Genomic DNA, 16,618 nt, shown 5'->3' with positions numbered 1-16,618 from the left:
GACAGAAAAGCTTTAATCTCATGAGCGCTAAGGCATTGTCACATACTGTGGCAATGCCTTCTTTAATGATAGAGGAAGAGATTTATAAGTTTTCTTCAACCGAACAATTAGTGTAGTCTAGCAGGCTCAAATTTTAAATTCTATTTATCATGATAATTCCTCACCTAGTCACAATTAAAAGGAAAACTTTTTAGTATAATAAGGATAGGTGATCAATTATGTATTCATTCATTATGTATATGCACGTGATTAGTGCTATTCTTTCCGTAGGTCCATTCTTTGTATTGTTTCCTTTACTGAACCGTATGAAAGGCAAAGCAGGAATAGAGTTAGATACTCAGATAGAGGTATTTCAGGCAGCTATTCGAATTGTAAAGCATGCGGGACATGTCTTGGTTTTCTCTGGCATCCTGCTTATGTGGCAAGGGAATTGGCCATGGACGACTTCATGGGTAATAATGACAATTATTGTCATGGTAAGCTCTATCATCTTTTTGGCTAGAGCCTTTAAACCGAAAATTCGACAGTTTTATGCTGGTTATATGAATGTAGAGACACTTATTTCAAAGCTACGCTCCTCCGTATGGAAGTATATTTTCCTGCTAATGATTATGCTTTGGTTCATGGTTGCAAAACCAATCCTATGGTAAAAATTGTTTCTAAAGGATCTTGTTTAAGAATGCGTATCTTTTTCTAAAGAATTTCATCATGATTTAATATTTATGCCGTGAACCTTGTGTTCATGGTATTTTTTAGGCAAAAAAGTATTTAATTTCTTTAATGGGTAGGATAGTAGTTTCTCATTCTACAAGTCATCCATTTTTTGTTGATTGAAGCGACATGCGGCGACTCCAGCGGGATGAGTGAGATAGATAAGACATCACAACCGACGCGTAAGCGACGGTGATGGCTTATCACTCACCCCGCGGAAAGCGTCCGCACAGAGCGAAAATCAAGATTTACATATATGTTTTTCATGTGAATTGCATCTATATGAGTATTCATATAACAGGCTAATTTATAAACTGATTTAATTTACACTATATTACTTCTTTACATATCTGATTGAAGCGACATGCGGCGACTCCAGCGGGATGAGTGAGAGAGATAAGACATCACAACCGGCGCGAAAGCGACGGTGATGGTTTATCACTCACCCCGCGGAAAGCGTCCGCATAGAGCGAAAATCAGGGTTATTTTGTCATATCACTGCAAAATCAATCTAGTGATTCTCCTATAATATCTCTCGTCTAATTTTTGAAAATAATCCTTCCACCTTCCTTTTGTTCTCTTCAAAGACCAACATGCATATGCCTCCCACAATCATGTTATGTATAAATAAAATTAAAAATAATTTTTCTTTATTTAAAATGCGATATATCGCTATTGTAAGCGATTACAACATTTACGAATATTCAAAACTAACAGAAAATTTACTAAAATACTGTTGACGCAAGGATTTAAAGGCGTTATGATAGCTTCAATATATTAAATATTGCAAGAAAATTCACATAGTATTTAAAAATGAATTTCACGAATTTTGCACAGGTAAACGCGTTGAAGCGGTAAAGTATAGGGGCGATTTAAATGAGAAGTGACATGATAAAAAAAGGCGTAGATCGAGCTCCTCATCGTAGCTTACTTTATGCTACGGGAGTAAAAACAAGAGATTTAGATAAACCATTTATTGGTGTATGTAACTCCTATATCGACATTATTCCTGGCCATATGCATTTAAATAAATTTGCAGAGGTTGTAAAAGAGGCAATTCGTGAGGCAGGTGGAATTCCATTCGAATTCAACACAATCGGTGTAGACGATGGAATTGCAATGGGACATATCGGAATGCGATATTCACTTCCGAGTCGTGAGTTGATAGCAGACTCAGCGGAAACCGTTATTAATGCTCACTGGTTTGACGGTGTCTTCTACATTCCAAACTGTGACAAGATCACTCCAGGAATGCTAATGGCAGCAGTCAGAACGAACGTCCCATCCGTATTTGTGTCAGGCGGTCCTATGGAGGCAGGCGTATCTGCTGATGGAAAGCAGCTTTCCTTAACCTCCGTATTTGAAGGTGTTGGATCTTATAAATCTGGTTCAATGACTGCAGAGCAGCTCTTAGATATCGAACAAAATGCATGTCCAACATGCGGCTCCTGCTCAGGGATGTTCACAGCAAACTCGATGAACTCTCTAATGGAAATGCTAGGAGTAACTTTACCAGGTAACGGAACGATTGTTGCTACATCAGACGAGAGACACCAGCTCATTCGAGAAGCTGCAAAGCATCTTGTAAGAATGGTTAAAGAAGATGTAAAGCCTAGAGACTTAATCACGAAAGAAACAATTGATGATGCTTTTGCGCTAGATATGGCAATGGGTGGATCAACTAACACTGTATTACATACATTAGCAATCGCTCACGAGGCAGAAATTGAATATAACGTAAATGAAATTAATGAAGTCGCTAAAAGAATTCCATATTTATCAAAAATTATGCCAGCATCTGATTACTCCATGCATGATGTTCACTTAGCAGGAGGAGTCAGTGCCATTATAAAGGAACTTTGTGAAATACCTGGAGCAGTTCACCCAGATCGTTTGACGATTACCGGTAAGTCACTCTATGAAAATGTAAAAGATTGTGAGATTAAAAACGAGCAAGTAATTAGAAGAAAAGAAAATCCTTATAGTCCTGTAGGTGGATTATCTGTACTATTTGGAAACATTGCTCCTGAGGGTGGTGTGATAAAGGTTGGCGCTGTGGACCCTTCTATTAAGGAGTTTACTGGCGAGGCAATTGTCTTTGATTCACAGGAGGCTTCACAGGAAGCAATTGACAATGGAACTGTTAAGGAAGGTCACGTAGTAGTAATTCGCTACGAGGGACCAAGAGGTGGTCCTGGTATGCCAGAAATGCTTGCTCCGACATCAGCGATACAAGGTCGAGGATTAGGAACAAAGGTAGCACTCATTACAGATGGAAGATTTTCAGGTGCTTCCAGAGGAATTTCCATCGGACATATCTCACCAGAGGCGGCTGATGGAGGGCCGATTGCTTTAGTAGAGAATGGCGATATTATCGCTATTGATCTTATAAATAGAACGATAGAGCTGCAGGTTAGTGAAGAAGAACTCGCTAGCAGAAGAGCAGAGCTTCCACCGTTCGAACCAAAGATTAAAAAAGGATATTTAGCAAGGTATTCAAAACTCGTTACATCTGCAAGCACAGGTGGAGTCATGAAAATATAAATATTGCTGTAAATCATTGATGAGGTAAAAGTTAAAGGAATTTTGTATTCACAGAGAGCTGGTATAGCTGGGAGCCGGCAATACAACCTTTAACGACATCCCCTCGGAGTGAGGTGTTGAACGGGATTTCCCCCTTTAGATACTTCCGGGTGTAGTAAAAAGCTACTCTCGTTAAAAATGGACATTCGATGCTTAGTCGTATGTCTGCGAGGTAGCGGTTGCGCTGCGAACTAGGGTGGTACCATGAAAAGAATTTCATCCCTATACAAAAGAACTATGGTTTCTTTGTGTGGGAGGAAATTCTTTTCTTTTTATTTAGATGAGCTAGATGATTCATATCTAGCTTCTGGCCCCTGCCTTACGAGGGTGTCCTAGGTTTAAGAGTAACTGGACGATTGAGGAATAGGAGGAATGATGATGAAGTTTACTGTAGAAGCGGAACGTTTAAAAGAAGAACCTGCAACCAGTGTAGCTCTCAAGGAAATGAATGGTGCAGAAGTATTTATTGAGACACTGAAAAAGCATCAGGTGGAAGTAGTATTTGGTTATCCAGGTGGTGCGGTTTTACCGATTTATGATGCGCTGTATAAAAATCCGATTAAGCATATTCTTGCCCGGCATGAACAGGGTGCTATCCATGCGGCAGAAGGATATGCAAGGGTCTCCGGTAAAGTTGGAGTCGTGATTGCAACATCTGGCCCAGGTGCAACTAATGTAGTGACAGGAATTGCAGATGCAATGATGGACTCAATTCCTTTAGTTGTGTTTACTGGTCAGGTTGCTACAACAGTCATCGGAACAGATGCCTTTCAGGAGGCAGACATCATTGGTATAACTCAGCCAATTACGAAGCATAACTATCAAGTAAAAGATGTGGCAGATTTCCCAAGAATTATAAATGAAGCTTTTCACATTGCTTCCACAGGTCGTCCAGGACCAGTCGTTGTAGATATACCTAAAAATATGGCAACAGGTATTTTTGTCCCGAAGGAAGGGGCAACCGAAGCAGTAAACTTACCAGGCTATCAACCGGCAACTACGCCGAACTTCCTGCAAATTCAAAAGGCGTCACAGGCGATTACAAACGCCAAACAGCCATTAATTCTAGCAGGCGCAGGAGTACTTTTTGCGAAAGCCAACGAGCAATTGAAAGAGCTAGCGGAAAAATATCAAATACCGATTACAAATACACTTCTAGGACTAGGAAGTATAGAAGGTACACACCCATTATTTTTAGGGATGGCTGGTATGCATGGTACATACACAGCAAACATGGCCATTCAAACATGCGACCTACTCATTAATGTGGGGGCAAGATTTGATGATCGCTTGACAGGAAACTTAAATTACTTCGCTCCTAATGCAAAAGTAATTCACATTGATATAGATCCCGCAGAAATCGGAAAAAACGTTCCAACAGAGATTCCAATTGTCGGTGATGCGAAAGAGGCTTTAGAGGCTTTATTGAACCAAAATGTACCTAATGGAAATACAGCAGCCTGGCTTGAGAGCTTGAAGGTCAACCAAGTGCAATATCCATTACATTACTATGCAAGTGGAGATCGAGGACTTCTTCCACAGCAAGTATTGGAATTAGTACAGGAGTACACGAATGGTGATGCCGTTGTAACAACAGACGTTGGGCAGCACCAAATGTGGACTGCACAATACTACAAATTCAGCCAGCCACATAATTGGGTAACGTCAGGTGGCCTAGGGACGATGGGCTTTGGATTCCCAGCGGCAATTGGGGCTCAAATTGCTAAGCCGGATGCAAAGGTTGTTTCCATTGTTGGAGATGCTGGCTTTCAGATGACGCTTCAGGAGCTGTCACTGCTACAAGAAATGCGTATACCAGTGAAGGTCATTATTTTAAACAATCAGGCACTCGGAATGGTTCGTCAGTGGCAGGAGACGTTCCACGGAGAAAGGTATTCTCAGTCATTAATCTCAGTTCAACCCGATTTCGTCAAGCTGGCTGCTGCCTATGATATTAAGGGATACAAGATTGAGACATACGAAGATGCAAAGGTTCAATTAAAAGAAGCATTAGCTTCGGATGAGCCAGTGCTCATCGATTGCCGAGTAGTACAAAAGGAAAGCGTTCTGCCAATGGTTGCCCCTGGCAGAGGATTACATGAAATGATTGGAGTGAAGCCAGAATGAAACGCATTATTACCGTAATGGTTATCAACCAAAGCGGTGTACTCAATCGGGTTACCGGTCTACTCATGAAGCGCCAATTCAACATAGAAAGTATTACGGTAGGACATACAGAGCAGCCTCAAATCTCTAAAATGACCTTCGTTGTAAATGTGGAGGATGAACAGAAGCTGGAGCAGCTGTTAAAGCAGCTACAAAAGCAAGTAGATGTCTTAAAAGTAAATGATATTACGGAAAAATCGATAGTAGTTAGGGAGCTCGCCTTAGTAAAGGTAGTATCTCCTCCGTCTGCAAGAGCAGAGATCAATAGTTTAGTAGAGCCTTTCAGAGCTTCTACAATTGACACAGGAAAAAATGTTGTCACATTCCAGGTCACTGGAAACCCGGAGAAAATTGACGCATTCATCGAGCTCGTCAAGCCTTATGGTATTAAAGAACTAACAAGAACAGGTGTGACAGCCTTTGTAAGAGAAACACAAAAGGTTACGAATGCACCTTATCTTTCTATATTGCAATAACAAAACAAAAATTCAGAGGAGGAAAAGAAAATGGCGAAAATGTATTATAACGGGGATATCAACGAAGGAACTTTAAAGGAAAAAACAATTGCAATCATCGGATACGGATCACAGGGTCATGCACATGCACAAAATTTAAAGGATTCAGGATTTAACGTTATCGTAGGAATTCGTGCTGGAAAATCATTTGACCAGGCGGCAGAAGATGGGCAGGAGGTTTACTCCGTTCAAGAGGCGGCAGAAAAAGCAGATGTAATTATGATTTTATTGCCAGATGAAAGACAAAAGGCAGTGTATGAGGCAAAAATAGAAGCAGCTTTAACAGCAGGTAAAGCTTTAGTATTCGCGCATGGTTTTAACATTCACTTCGACCAAATCGTTCCTCCGGCAGACGTGGATGTATTCTTAGTAGCACCAAAAGGACCAGGACATCTAGTTCGCCGTACATTTGAATCTGGAGCAGGAGTACCTGGCTTGTTTGCGGTATATCAAGATGCGACCGGGCAAGCAAAAGACTTAGCTTTAGCTTATGCAAAAGGCATCGGGGCGGCACGTGCAGGAGTATTAGAAACAACGTTCAAGGAAGAAACGGAAACGGATTTATTCGGAGAACAAGCAGTTTTATGTGGTAGTACAACAGCAATCGTAAAAGCAGGCTTTGAAACGCTAGTGGAAGCTGGCTATCAGCCCGAGCTGGCTTACTTTGAAACATTACATGAATTAAAACTGATTGTAGACCTTATGTATGAAGGTGGAATGGCAACAATGCGCTCTTCCATTTCCGACACAGCGGAGTGGGGAGATTTCGTGTCAGGCACACGCATCATTGATTCATCTGTTAAGGAACGTATGAAGGATGTATTAACAGATATTCAAAATGGTAAGTTTGCGAAGGAATGGATTCAAGAAAATGAAACAGGGCGTCAAAAATATAATGCAATCAAACAAGCCGAATCAGAGCATCAAATTGAAACGGTAGGTGCACAGCTAAGAGAAATGATGCCTTTCATCAATGAAGGAAAAAAAGCGAAGAAAGAAGTGGTGACGAGTGGGCAAAATTGATATTTTTGACACAACCTTAAGAGACGGAGAACAATCGGCAGGGATTAACCTAAACACCCAAGAGAAGTTAGAGATTGCTCGTCAGCTAGAGAAATTTGGAGTGTCTATTATCGAGGCAGGTTTTCCTGCTTCGTCACCCGGAGATTTTAACGCAGTCCAACAAATTGCGAATACCGTAAGAAATTCGGTCGTCACAGGTCTCGCTCGTTCTATAAAAAGCGACATTGAAACGTCATGGGAGGCATTAAGAGGAGGGGTCCAGCCTCATCTCCATACATTTATCGCTACGTCTCCAATCCATATGCAATACAAGCTCAATAAAACACCGGAGCAGGTGATTGAAATTGCAGTTGAATCAGTAAAACTGGCGCGTAAATATTTTCCTTTAGTGCAATGGTCAGCCGAGGATGCAACGCGGTCGGATAAGGATTTTTTAGTTCGCATTATCAATGAAGTTATTAAAGCAGGAGCTACTACTATCAATATCCCAGATACAGTAGGCTATGCAACACCAATTGAATACGGCGCGCTATTTAGATACTTGTCTGAAAATGTGACAGGAATTGAGAGAGTGAAGCTTTCCGCTCACTGTCATGATGATTTAGGTCTTGCAGTGTCCAACACACTGGCAGCAATTGAAAATGGTGCAACACAAGTAGAGGGAACCATTAACGGAATTGGTGAACGAGCAGGTAATGCTGCACTAGAAGAGGTCGCAGTCGCTTTACATATTCGTAGCGATTACTACCAAGCGGAATCAGGAATTATCCTAAAGGAAACAAAGCGCACGAGCCAGCTAGTAAGTAAGCTTACCGGAGTAGTGATCCAGCCGAACAAAGCAGTTGTAGGGAAAAATGCCTTTGCTCATGAATCAGGCATTCATCAAGACGGTATGCTGAAAAATCCAGAAACATATGAAATTATTACTCCAGAGTTAATCGGAGATGTCGCAACAGAGCTAGTACTAGGAAAGCATTCTGGTCGTCACGCATTCTTTAGCCGTGCAGTGCAAATGGGATTCCAGCTTAGCGAGGAAAAACTAAATGCAGCATTTGCAGCGTTTAAAAAGCTTGCAGATCGCAAAAAGGAAATATCCGATGAGGACTTATTTGTTTTATTGACGGATCAGCAAGTCGACAATGGAGAAGTTGAGGTTTATGAATTAGAGGAATTAATCATTAATTATGAAAACAACATACCGACATCAACTATTACAGTGAAGGTACCAACAGGAGAGCACATAAAAGAAAAATGTAGCGGTTCAGGGGCAGTGGAGGCAATTTTCAATACATTAGAAAAGCTAGTAAATGGAGATGTTCGAATTTTAGATTATCGGGTGTCATCTGTTTCGAAAGGTCGAGATGCTTTAGGCGAGGCAGTTATTAATCTAACTTATAACGGCGTAACTTCCTCTGGAAGAAATGCTTCGCAAGATGTTTTAAAAGCATCTGCGAGAGCTTATATCAATGCAGTCAACCGACAATTAATGAATGCACATTATCAAGAGCGTGTGGCAGTCAATCAATAAATAAATCTATGGGAGTGAATGGGATGGAAAAAACGATAACGGTATTACCTGGTGATGGAATCGGTCCTGAAGTAACGGAAGCGGCGGTAAAGGTGCTTGAAACAATTGCAAAGCGATATAATCATACATTCAAGCTGCGATTTGCGTTAATAGGAGGAGCAGCGATTGATGCTTGTGAAAATCCCCTACCAGAAGAAACAATCAGCTTATGTAGTGATAGTGATGCCATCCTCTTAGGTGCTGTAGGTGGGCCTAAATGGGATCAAAACCCATCTCATTTACGCCCCGAAAAAGGATTGCTAGCAATTCGCAAGCACTTTGCTCTTTATGCAAACATTCGTCCAGTGAAGGCAATTCCTGCTTTACTAGATTCTTCGCCACTCAAGAAAGAAATAGCGGAGAATGTTGATATGGTTATTGTTCGTGAGCTAACAGGTGGACTGTATTTTGCAGAGCCTCGTAAGAAAACAGAGGATTATGCGTTGGATACGCTTGTTTATACTCGACCAGAAATTGAACGAATTGTTGACACAGCGTTCCAGCTTGCAAGAAGTAGACGAGGAAAGCTGGCCTCTGTAGACAAAGCGAACGTACTTGACTCCAGTAAGCTATGGAGAGAAATAGTGGAAGAGAAAAAGCAAGGATATCCGGACGTTGAGGTAGAGCATATGCTAGTCGATTCAACAGCGATGAAGCTGATTACAAAACCAGGTTCATTTGATGTAATCGTTACAGAGAATATGTTTGGCGATATTTTAAGTGATGAGGCATCTGTGATCACAGGATCTCTAGGAATGTTGCCATCCGCAAGTACACGAGGTGATGGTTTTGGACTTTATGAACCGGTTCATGGGTCTGCACCAGACATCGCAGGTCAAAATAAGGCAAATCCAGCGGCATGCATTTTATCAGCGGCAATGATGCTACGAGAGGCGTTCCAAATGGAAACGGAAGCTGCGGCAATTGAAGAGGCCGTGTTTAGTGTATTAAATGATGGTTATTTTACAGGAGACTTACAGACTAAAGGAAGACGCGTTCTTTCAACAAGTGATTGGACCGACAAGGTGTTGGATGAATTGGATTCAGAGTTTGTTTCAGAAAGCATTATGTTTTCATACGTTTAAAAGGGAGAGGGACTAAATGGCAAAAACGATTATTGAGAAAATTTGGGATGAACATATTGTGTATGAGGAAGAAGGGAAACCAGACCTTCTCTATATCGATCTTCATTTGCTTCATGAGGTGACTTCTCCACAGGCGTTTGAGGGCTTACGTTTAAATAATCGTAAAGTTCGCCGACCAGACCTGTGCTACGCGACAATGGACCATAATGTGCCGACTAGAAACCGGGAAGAAATAAAAGATGTAATTGCACGTAAACAGATTAATACATTACAGCAAAACTGTGATGAATTTGGAGTTCCTTTAGCTAATATTGGTCATCCTGACCAAGGGATCGTTCATATAATTGGCCCGGAGCTAGGGCTAACACAGCCTGGTAAGACAATTGTTTGTGGTGATAGCCATACTTCGACACACGGTGCCTTCGGTGCAATAGCTTTTGGTATCGGAACAAGTGAAGTAGAGCATGTCTTGTCTACACAAACTCTTTGGCAGGCTAAACCAAAGACAATGGAGATAAAGGTAACTGGTGAGCTAGGGATAGGAGTGACAGCTAAAGATATTATTCTGGCTATTATCGCTAAATTCGGAATCGATATGGGAACGGGTTATATCGTGGAATATACTGGTGAAGCTATTCGCAAGCTAACTATGGAGGAGCGCATGACAATCTGCAATATGTCTATTGAAGCAGGAGCAAGAGCAGGATTGATTAGTCCCGACGAGACTACGGTAGAATTTTTAAGAGGTCGAGAATACGTGCCAGAAGGGGAAGCATTCGACCGAGAAGCGTCACGCTGGCTACAGTTAGCATCGGATAATGGAGCTAGTTACGATAAAACTTTAGAAATCAATGCCAATGAAATTGAACCGTTTGTTACTTGGGGAACGAATCCATCTATGGGATCTGGAGTCTCCCAAAGCATTCCTTATATAAAAGATTTTCATGAGTCATCCGATCAGCAGGCACATGAAAAAGCACTTACTTATATGGGTCTGCAGGAAGGTATGGCATTAACAGATATTCATATTAGTAACGTCTTCATCGGCTCATGTACTAATGCTCGTCTAAGTGATCTACGAGATGCTGCTAACATAGTAGAAGGACGTACGGTGCATCCGAATGTCAAAGCAATTGTTGTACCAGGTTCTCAAACTGTAAAAAAACAAGCAGAAGACGAAGGAATAGACCAAATTTTCAAGGCAGCAGGCTTTGAATGGCGCGAATCTGGCTGTAGCATGTGTCTAGCAATGAATGACGACATAGTTCCTGCAGGTGAGCATTGTGCCTCAACTTCAAATCGCAACTTTGAAGGCCGCCAAGGAGCAGGAGCGAAAACTCATTTAATGAGTCCAGCAATGGCAGCTGCAGCTGCAATAGAGGGGCATATTGTAGATGTACGCAAATTTCAGCTAACGCATGCATAAGGAGGAGAACCATGGAGCCAATCAATGAAATTAAAAGTGTCATAACACCTTTAAATAGAAAAAACGTCGATACAGACCAAATCATCTCTAAAGAATTTCTCAAAAGAATCGAGCGCACTGGCTTCGGTAAATACCTGTTCTACCATTGGCGCTTCGACGAGGAAGGAAAAGAACGAACAGATTTTGTATTAAACGATGAACGCTATAAAGATTCAACTATTTTAGTAGCACATGATAACTTTGGCTGTGGCTCCTCAAGAGAGCATGCGCCATGGGCGATTTTGGACTATGGCTTCCGAGTAGTTATCGCGCCAAGCTTTGCAGATATCTTCTATAACAACTGCATGAAAAATGGCATTCTTCCTATTAAACTATCAGTTGAAGAAGTAGAAGCAATCCTCAGCAAGGAAAACTACTCTGTGGAAGTAAACTTAGAGTCACAAACAATAATCGGAGAAGATGAAGTAACATACTCATTCCCAATCGACCCCTATCAAAAGAAAATGCTCCTAAATGGCTGGGATGAAATCTCCTTAACCTTCCAATACGAAGACCACATTAAAGCCTACGAAGAAAAGAAATTTGCAGGAGCATTATAAAGGTTTAGCCACTAATCTATAGAAGATTAGTGGCTTTTTATTGGTAAAACATAGTTTATGTAGCTAGAAAGAGAATTTATCATAGACATTTTAACCAGAAAAATAGCTTTATGACCGGATAGAGCACATTTATGACCGGATAAAAATATTTATGACCGTTCAAGAGAGATTTATGACCGGATAGAATTTTTTATGACCGCATAGAAAAATTTATAACCGTTCGCATCAAAAATAGACTTTGGAGCAAGTTTATTTTGCAATAACGGCAATTACCAATGCGATTAGTGGCTATTTATTAGAAAAGAGGATTTAGCATAGACATTTTAAGCAGAAAAATAGCTTTATGACCGGATAGAGCACATTTATGACCGGATAAAAATATTTATGACCGTTCAAGAGAGATTTATGACCGCATAGAAAAATTTATAACCGTTCGCATCAAAAATAGACTTTGGAGCAAGTTTATTTTGCAATAACGGCAATTCCCAATGCGATTAATGGCTATTTATTAGAAAAGAGGATTTAGCATAGACATTTTAAGCAGAAAAATAGCGTTATGACCGGATAGAGCACATTTATGACCGCATAGAAAAATTTATAACCGTTCGCATCAAAAATAGACTTTGGAGCAAGTTTATTTTGCAATAACGGCAATTCCCAATGCGATTAGTGGCTATTTATTAGAAAAGAGGATTTAGCATAGACATTTTAAGCAGAAAAATAGCGTTATGACCGGATAGAGCACATTTATGACCGGATAAAAATATTTATGACCGTTCAAGAGAGATTTATGACCGGATAGAATTTTTTATGACCGCATAGAAAAATTTATAACCGTTCGCATCAAAAATAGACTTTGGAGCAAGTTTATTTTGCAATAACGGCAATTCTATATGCATTTAGTGGTTATTTAATTAGAAAATAGGATTTAGCATCGACATTTTAACTAGAAAAATAGCTTATGACCGCATAGAAAAATTTATAACCGTTCGCATCAAAAATGGACTTTGGAGCAGATTTATTTTGCAATAACGGCAATTCCCAATGCAATTAATGGCTATTTAATCTAGAAAAGAGGATTTAGTATAGACATCCGATCGCATCAAATGCAGTTTTTGGTCTAGGTTCATCTTGTAACAAAAGTTATCCCCATTGCGCCAATAGTTCTAAAAACAGGTAATATAATTCCCGTGTTTGTCTACAATGAAAGAGAGTTGACTTTCTTAGGTAATTAAAATATAATTACTTACGAAAAGTAAGTTAATTAGAGGAGCCAATAACTATGAAATTTCATCAAAAACCATGGACTTACGTAGAGCTAGTTGAGTTAAAGGTATCAGATTTAGAGCAATCACTTAAATTTTATGAAGAAGTAATCGGGTTTAGAGTATTAGATAAACAAGCAAACAAGATATGGCTAACGGCTGATGGACAAACGGTGTTGTTATCAATTGAACAGCCTGACAATGTAGAGCCAAAGCTACCTAAAACGACAGGTCTTTATCATTTTGCATTACTATTACCTAGTCGTGAAGATTTGGGGGCTGTTTTAAGATTCTTTGCAGAAAACGGAATTCGCATTGGTGCAGGAGACCACTTAGTGAGTGAGGCACTCTATTTAAATGACCCAGATGGTAACGGAATAGAGATTTATAGCGATCGTCCTGATTCTGGATGGAAATGGGATAATGAGTTTGTTGCAATGGATACATTGGCAATTAATGCTCAAGATATTTTAGCAGCTGGAGCAGGAACAGAGTGGAAAGGATTGCCTAGTGGAACAGTAATGGGACATATTCACTTGCAGGTGGTGGATATCGAGAAAGCCAAAGAGTTCTATGAGCTAATGGGCTTTGAAGTTGTTACACCTTATCCAGGTGCACTATTTATGTCCACTGGAAAATACCATCACCATATTGGATTGAATACTTGGGCTGGTGCAGGGGCCAAACCTGCTACAGAAGAAATGACCGGATTAGAAGCATTCAATATTATCTATCCTTCTATACAAGAAAGAGACTCTGCGATTACTAATTTAAGAACAAAAAATATTTCTGTTCTTGAAGAAAACGATATTTTTTATACAAAGGACCCTTCTGAAAATAAAATAAAAATGATTGTTAAATAAATAAAAATGCCTCCTAAATTCTAGGGGGCATTTTGCGTATTATTTCATTTCCTTCTATATAAGACAGCTTCACTAATTCAACGTTTATGGATAAAACGCTCCAACCTCTTTAAGTAAATAGAGGTTATCTCAACATATAAAATTTTTCAAAGTTATGCACGTCTTCTCCCTCATTTATAGAGCCTTTAACATTCCGCCATCGATAACTAAACTTTGACCAGTCATATAAGTATTTGCTTCGGAGCATAAAAACGTAATCACTTTGGCAAATTCTGCTGGCTCCCCATATCTGCCCATCGGAATCACTTGTTTGAATCCATCACGAACTTCTTCTATTGTGATATCTCGCTTTTTAGCAGCAATTTCATCTAGCTCTGTTACGCGATCTGTTTGAATCCGACCAGGCCCCACTGTATTAATCAGAATATTATCATTCCCATATTCTCTCGCTATGCTTTTCGACAAACCAACCATACCTAAACGGAAAGTGTTCGACAAAATTAAACCATCTAAGACCTCTTTTGTAGAAGATGACGAAATGTTTACTATTCTGCCGAATTTTTGCGCTTGCATGTATGGAAGGGCTTGTCGAATAGTGCGTATATAGCTAAGCAAATTTTTTTCAAAAGCATTTGCCCAGTCCTGATCGGTTACTTGGCCAAATCCTCCGGGTGTCGGGCCTCCTGCATTATTGACAAGAATATCTACGCCACCAAGCTTTGTCTTTGCTTCTTTGAACAATTGAACAATATCTTCTTCCTTCGTAACGTCACAGACGGTATAAAAAATTTCAGCATTACCGCTATTTTGTTTGATTTCCTCTAATGTTGTTTTTAATTCTTCTTCATTTCTACTAGAGATAAGCACCCTAGCTCCTTCTTTAGCAAACTGTAAAGCTGTTGCCTTTCCTAAACCTTTACTTGATGCAGTCACAATCACGCGTTTATTTTGAAGTCCTAAATCCATTATTGATCACTGCCTTTCCGTAAATATATGTTAATAATAATTTTACATTTAATATTCTGTTTTGTCAGTGTAAAGGTAATATTAAGAATACGTAAATCAAAACTGTTTTAGAAAATTATATGCTATATTTTCATTTAGGGGGGCTGAATACCTATGTTGAAGTGGTCTAAAATGCCAATTAGAATGAAGTATAACGTTGCTTTTTTTAGTTCTTTTCTCTTGTTTGGAGTCATGACAATATTGTTAATATACCAAGTGACAAAAAACTACAATCTTACAAATGAGCTAGAATTATCTTCTAAGAATGTGGAATATGTAGACAGGATGATGAATGAAAATGCAGGAATGTATATTGCCATTACTCACTTTACAGGAGATCCAATTGAACAGTATGAAACTGATTATCAAACATATAAAAAGAACCTGGAGTTACTTTTAAATGAAAAAAACAGATTTACTCAAGCAGAGAAGGAAAAGGTGTTAAGTACGATCCAAGGTATCCAAACTATCTATGAAACCAATCTTAGAACATCTGTACTAAATAAAGAAAATGTTGCCAAACGAAGGCAACTGAATGCTATACATACTCAATACAATGAACTTACATCTCTCCTAAATGATCAAAGAGAGAAAGAGTCGAATAATAGAGAAACAATTATAGAAGAAATGAATGAAAGCCAATTACAAACAATCCAATGGATGATTGGTTCGTTTCTTATATCAGGAGTCTGTTCAATTGGCTTGCTACTTTTGACTAACAAGCAAATTAAAGAGCAATTATCAATAGTTGCCTATTCTGCTAAAGAAATTTCTAAAGGAAAACTAAAAATAGCTCCAATTCCTATACTTAGTCAGGATGAATTAGGAGAGGTTTCGAGTGCTATGAACGATATGAAGGATAACCTCAAGGAGATGGTTACTATTATAAAAGCTACATCTAACAAGCTAAGTGAAGATAGCGTTTTATTAAAAGAGAATTCTTACCAATCCGTTGCTGGAGTTAACAGCGTACAGGAGGCAATCGAAGAGGCAAGCGTTAATATGAACGAGCAAAGAAATATGTCATTAGATATAAAATCTTTCCTAGAAAGATTCTCAGAGACCTTAACAATGGTAGTGGATCATGCCAATGAAGTAAAATTACAAGCTAAAAGTGCTGTAAGTATTGCAGATGCAAGTGCAATCGCTTTAAATAATGCAATTTCGGAGGTTGGGATTCTTAGATCTTTATTTAAGTCAGCTGACCAAGAAAGAAAATTACTACAGAAGAAAACAGAAGAAATAGTAAAATTAACCTCAAAGGTTCAATCTATTTCTAAGCAAACAAATTTATTAGCATTAAATGCTGGGATTGAAGCTGCGAGAGCTGGGGAACATGGCAAGGGGTTCAGCGTGGTAGCAGAGGAGGTAAAGAAACTAGCAGATGATGTCTCGGAAACCGCAGCAATTATTCGCGAAACTTCCATCTATATAACCGAGCAAGGAAATGACCTGAAAAAAGTATTTGCCGAAGGCCTTACGACAGCAAATTCCAGTGAGTTAGTGTTTCATTTATTAAAGGAAAAATTAGAGGTCATCATTAATTATATCCATCAATCAAACGAACAAAATAATCAAATGGCTTTATCTATGCAGACTATAGAGAATGACAAAAACGAAACAGAAAATAGAATAATAGAACTCGCAAAGTCAATCGATATAAATTCAGGCTATATGGATGAAACAGTTCAATTGCTTTTCCTTAATGTCAAAAATATTAAGTCCTTATCGAAGCTAATTGGTGATTTAAGCGATCAAGCAGAAATTTTAGAACAATCTACAACTCGCTTCGAACTTTAAAAAATATCAT

12 protein-coding genes are annotated in these 16,618 nt (G+C 39.3%); 11 read left to right on the top strand and 1 reads right to left on the bottom strand.

The genetic code is table 11. The features are described from left to right. Nucleotides 1-218 precede the first annotated feature (218 nt). From D0S48_RS07090 to D0S48_RS07045, 10 genes are all read left to right on the top strand, one after another. Complete coding sequence (locus D0S48_RS07090) at nt 219-650, top strand: hypothetical protein (RefSeq protein ID WP_151110868.1); 432 nt, start codon at nt 219-221, stop codon at nt 648-650. 937 nt (nt 651-1,587) lie between these two features. Further along, nucleotides 1,588-3,255: a dihydroxy-acid dehydratase gene (ilvD, locus tag D0S48_RS07085; protein ID WP_151110866.1), complete on the top strand. Its 1,668-nt coding sequence runs from the start codon at nt 1,588-1,590 to the stop codon at nt 3,253-3,255. Between the two features lie 417 nt (nt 3,256-3,672). Further along, on the top strand, nt 3,673-5,421 hold the full coding sequence (gene ilvB, locus D0S48_RS07080) for a biosynthetic-type acetolactate synthase large subunit (protein ID WP_151110864.1): 1,749 nt from the start codon (nt 3,673-3,675) through the stop codon (nt 5,419-5,421). Further along, nucleotides 5,418-5,936 carry an acetolactate synthase small subunit gene (ilvN, locus tag D0S48_RS07075; protein ID WP_144537627.1) on the top strand — a complete coding sequence of 173 codons (519 nt, stop codon included), beginning with the start codon at nt 5,418-5,420 and terminating at the stop codon, nt 5,934-5,936. Before ilvB ends, ilvN begins: the two co-directional genes overlap by 4 nt. Before the next feature lie 30 nt (nt 5,937-5,966). Then, nucleotides 5,967-6,998, top strand: a complete 1,032-nt coding sequence (gene ilvC, locus D0S48_RS07070) for a ketol-acid reductoisomerase (protein ID WP_151110862.1) — start codon at nt 5,967-5,969, stop codon at nt 6,996-6,998. Then, nucleotides 6,985-8,526, top strand: coding sequence for a 2-isopropylmalate synthase (locus D0S48_RS07065; protein ID WP_151110860.1), 1,542 nt, complete (start codon nt 6,985-6,987; stop codon nt 8,524-8,526). Before ilvC ends, D0S48_RS07065 begins: the two co-directional genes overlap by 14 nt. 23 nt (nt 8,527-8,549) lie before the next feature. Beyond that, nucleotides 8,550-9,650, top strand: coding sequence for a 3-isopropylmalate dehydrogenase (leuB, locus tag D0S48_RS07060; protein ID WP_151110858.1), 1,101 nt, complete (start codon nt 8,550-8,552; stop codon nt 9,648-9,650). Nucleotides 9,651-9,666: 16 nt separating this feature from the next. Beyond that, nucleotides 9,667-11,076 (top strand): 3-isopropylmalate dehydratase large subunit, encoded by a 1,410-nt coding sequence (leuC, locus tag D0S48_RS07055; protein WP_151110856.1) that lies wholly within the window; start codon nt 9,667-9,669, stop codon nt 11,074-11,076. 11 nt (nt 11,077-11,087) lie between these two features. Then, nucleotides 11,088-11,675: a 3-isopropylmalate dehydratase small subunit gene (gene leuD / locus D0S48_RS07050; RefSeq protein ID WP_151110854.1), complete on the top strand. Its 588-nt coding sequence runs from the start codon at nt 11,088-11,090 to the stop codon at nt 11,673-11,675. A gap of 1,282 nt (nt 11,676-12,957) precedes the next feature. Beyond that, nucleotides 12,958-13,803, top strand: a complete 846-nt coding sequence (locus D0S48_RS07045) for a VOC family protein (RefSeq protein WP_151110852.1) — start codon at nt 12,958-12,960, stop codon at nt 13,801-13,803. Between the two features lie 174 nt (nt 13,804-13,977). Here D0S48_RS07045 and D0S48_RS07040 read toward each other — a convergent pair whose 3' ends face one another. Beyond that, nucleotides 13,978-14,769 carry an SDR family oxidoreductase gene (locus D0S48_RS07040; RefSeq protein WP_151110850.1) on the bottom strand — a complete coding sequence of 264 codons (792 nt, stop codon included), beginning with the start codon at nt 14,767-14,769 and terminating at the stop codon, nt 13,978-13,980. Nucleotides 14,770-14,922: 153 nt separating this feature from the next. On the opposite strand from D0S48_RS07040, the gene D0S48_RS07035 reads away from it, so the two are divergent. Beyond that, nucleotides 14,923-16,608, top strand: coding sequence for a methyl-accepting chemotaxis protein (locus tag D0S48_RS07035; protein WP_151110848.1), 1,686 nt, complete (start codon nt 14,923-14,925; stop codon nt 16,606-16,608). The last annotated feature ends 10 nt before the right edge of the window (nt 16,609-16,618 follow it).

The organism is Psychrobacillus sp. AK 1817 (genome assembly GCF_008807035.1).
Lineage (GTDB): Bacteria > Bacillota > Bacilli > Bacillales_A > Planococcaceae > Psychrobacillus > Psychrobacillus faecigallinarum.
Note: the sequence above shows the minus strand (reverse complement) of the source record. Positions and strands in the feature narration are given on the sequence as shown.